The 3,285-nt window shown below is 47.6% G+C and carries 4 protein-coding genes and 1 pseudogene; all 5 read left to right on the top strand.

What is annotated here, in order from left to right; translation table 11 throughout:
* On the top strand, positions 1-578 hold a 578-nt coding region (locus NAV32_RS17480; RefSeq protein WP_256054048.1), incomplete at its 5' end, for a hypothetical protein.
* 23 nt (positions 579-601) lie between these two features.
* Positions 602-1,330: a DUF4145 domain-containing protein gene (locus NAV32_RS17475; RefSeq protein ID WP_256054047.1), complete on the top strand. Its 729-nt coding sequence runs from the start codon at positions 602-604 to the stop codon at positions 1,328-1,330.
* 565 nt (positions 1,331-1,895) lie between these two features.
* Positions 1,896-2,120, top strand: a pseudogene (locus NAV32_RS17470) (REP-associated tyrosine transposase); the annotation flags it as partial.
* 121 nt (positions 2,121-2,241) lie between these two features.
* Entirely contained in the window at positions 2,242-2,652 is a 411-nt protein-coding gene (locus NAV32_RS17465; protein ID WP_256054046.1) for a hypothetical protein, read from the top strand.
* A 256-nt stretch (positions 2,653-2,908) separates the two neighbouring features.
* Positions 2,909-3,285, top strand: a 377-nt coding sequence (locus tag NAV32_RS17460) for an REP-associated tyrosine transposase (protein ID WP_256054045.1), incomplete at its 3' end; no start/stop codon positions are given.

Here is a 3,285-nt window from a genome sequence, read left to right as displayed (position 1 = left end):
CTAGCGCGGGGCTTTTTATTGGAGCTAACATGAATAACGAAGCAAAAATCCACCTATCGCTTAGAGACGGTACTTTTGAAATCTCGGGATCTGAAAACTTTGTTTCTCAACAAATTGAAAATTTTAAAGACCTAATACTTGATTCGATTAGAACCCCATCCACCCCACCATACAATCTCGAAAAAACGTCACCTCAGCCCACCTCCCAAGAAGTAGATCAAAACTCGGCCCCGACTGCAAAAGTCTACAATCGAGTCCTACACATAGAAGACAAATCTGTAAAAATAATTAAAAAAGTACCTGGCATCAACAACGCAAAGAAAACTGTAAATACCGCTCTTATTTATTTATGGGGATGCCGCTCCGCAGGAGTTAATGAGGTATCCTTGCATGATATTAGGCGCCTATGCCAAGAGCAAAGCTGCTTGGACTCTTCGAACTTCTCAAGCTATATTTCAGGAGCAAAGGAGCTAATCATTGTTGAGGGCAAAAAAGGCTCATCTAGCAAGTCTTGTAAATTAACTATACCTGGTATCGAGAAAGCTGAAGAGCTGCTAGAAAGCCTAAACAACGTATAACTCTAAACACATGGAGCTCATCTTTGAAAATAGACGTTTTCTCCATCAAAAATAAACTATCTGAAAAAAACGAGCTGGAAAAAGTTGAGCTCCTTGCGTTTTATTTTTTTGAAAACAAAGCGCAGCAAGAATTTTCTATTCCTGACATGGCGGCAGTACTCTTTGGACTGGGCTTTGCAAAGCCAAATTTATCGAGACTTAAAGGAAAAATCTTAAAATCTCAGTCCTTCATAAAGGGATCACAGGATAACCTGTATCGAATATCACAAAAAAAATACAACGAATTAAAAGAAAAGCTACCCAACCTAAGCAGCTCTGAAGAAATAATTTCTGACGACTCGATAATTCCAGAGATTCTTATTCAAAACTCTAAACGTCAATATTTAGCGAGGATCGTTCAACAAATAAACTCTACGTACGAGAAAAACTCTTTTGATGCTTGCGCTTTAATGATGAGAAGACTCTTAGAAATCCTACTTATACACTGCTTCGAAGCTGCCGAAATTCAAGAGCAGGTAAAAGACGAAGAAGGAAACTACCAGAGCTTAAAAAATCTTATAAATAAAGCCATTTCTAAACCCGAAATAAAACTTTCACCAGAAACAAAAAAAGAAATAGATCACTTCAGAGAATTAGGAAACCTCTCAGCCCACCGCATAAAGTATAATTGTAGGCGAGACGACATCAGAAGCATCAGATTAACATATAGAGCCACTATCGAAGAGCTCCTATACCTAGCAAGATTAATCTAATTTATTAAACTGACGTAGCGAGTAGCCTGGAAGTAACGCGTGGAAAAGGCATCGCGAATTTCCACACTACGCACGCCGGCGGATTACGTGGCGCGGTGGCGTTGGGTAAATAGCGCTTTGCTTATCCACCTATACAGACCTGACCGCCAACACAACGCACAAGGACGGGCAACTGATAATCACAGCCAAAACCTCTGCCTCGAGCTCCATCTTGAAGTTCTGCGCGGCATTACTCCTCGGGTTCGCTTTGTTATCAACACCGCAGATCGCTGCCGCCAAAGGTTGTGGACCGAGCGGAGCTGATCTGCAGCAAGGACCCAAGGGCGGTTGTTTCTACATCAACCGCAACGGTAACAAGACGTACGTGGACAGAAGCTGCTGCCGTTAGAGCATATAGCGAACGAGTAGCCTGGAAGTGACGCGTGGAAAAGGCTTCGCCGTTTTCCACCCTACGCAATGCCGATGCGTCGGCGGATTATGGGGGTGCGGTGATGTAGGGTGGATAACGCTTTTCTTATCCACCGAAGCGATCTTTCCGCCAACACAAGCTCAAGGATGAGCCGCCATGTCCCGCTACCACCGCGCCCAAATGCCGGGCGCCACTTATTTCTTCACGGTCAATCTGTTCAACAGTCGCAGCGACCTGCTGGTCCGCCATATCGACCTGCTCCGCGAGACGGTGCGAGCCACACGCTCACGCCATCCCTTCCACATCGACGCATGGGTCGTTCTACCCGACCACATGCATTGCGTCTGGACACAACCGGACGGCGACGCTGATTTTGCTCTGTGCTGAAACAGCTTCACCATCTTCCGTTTTCCGACAATGCCGAGGCATCGGCGGAACAGGCGGCGACAGTGGCGTAGTGTTGGATATCACTATTTCTAAGCTCACCTAACTGGAACTTATTGTGTCTGCGCCTGCACCCAACGTCAGATCCGCAAAATTCAAGTTCATAAGCGCCCTTGTTTTTGTGCTTGGTTTTCTGGCATACGAAGGCTACCCATTGCTTTCGGCTCCACCAGAAACTGTAGAGATATATGGTGTTTATGAAGATCTCGTAACTTTCATCCACCACAGGAAGAAAGTTTACTACATAAAAATTAGGGATTTGCCCGCTTTAGTTATGCCAGTCAATGACGCCGAGGTGATCACCCGGCTTCGCAAAACCCGATTCAACTCCACGCTAAAGCTCGTTTTAGAAAAGTCACCCAAAAAGCGCCTACTGGACAAACCGGACAATTACTATCGAGCGGTGGCAATTTATTCCAATAACCGAATCTACGATTTTCGTAATGATTGGCGGGCCAGGCGCATTTAAGCTTATAAGCAGCTGGTAATAGTTATGCTCAGCCTTTTATCCCTATTCAGCTTGATTTTGTACAGCAGCAGCAAGCGGCAACCCAACCCGAAACGTAAATAACGAGTAGCCTGTACGTGACGCGTGGAAAAGGCTTCGCCGTTTTCCACCCTACGCAATGCCGATGCGTCGGCGGATTACGTGGGTGCGGTGGCGTAGGGTGGATAACGCTTTTCTTATCCACCCTACGCCAACACAAGCTCAAGGATGAGCCGCCATGTCCCGCTACCGCCGCGCCCAAATGCCGGGCGCCACTTATTTCTTCACGGTCAATCTGTTCAACCGTCGCAGCGACCTGCTGGTCCGCCATGTCGACCTGCTCCGCGAGACGGTGCGCGCCACACGCTCACGCCATCCCTTCCACATCGACGCCTGGGTCGTTCTGCCCGACCACATGCATTGCGTCTGGACACTACCGGACGGCGATGCTGATTTCGCCCTGCGCTGGAAAGTCATCAAGTTCGCTTTCGCCCGACGCTTGCCGAAGACCGAGGTGCTGACGGCAACTCAGCGCTCCCGCGGCGAGCGCGGGATCTGGCAACGGCGTTACTGGGAACATTTGATTAAAGATGAACGCGATTACCGGCATCACGT

It is taken from the genome of Stutzerimonas stutzeri, assembly GCF_024448695.1.
Classification (GTDB): domain Bacteria; phylum Pseudomonadota; class Gammaproteobacteria; order Pseudomonadales; family Pseudomonadaceae; genus Stutzerimonas; species Stutzerimonas stutzeri_T.
The sequence above is the reverse complement of the archived record's forward strand: the minus strand, read 5'-3'. Positions and strand labels throughout refer to the sequence as shown.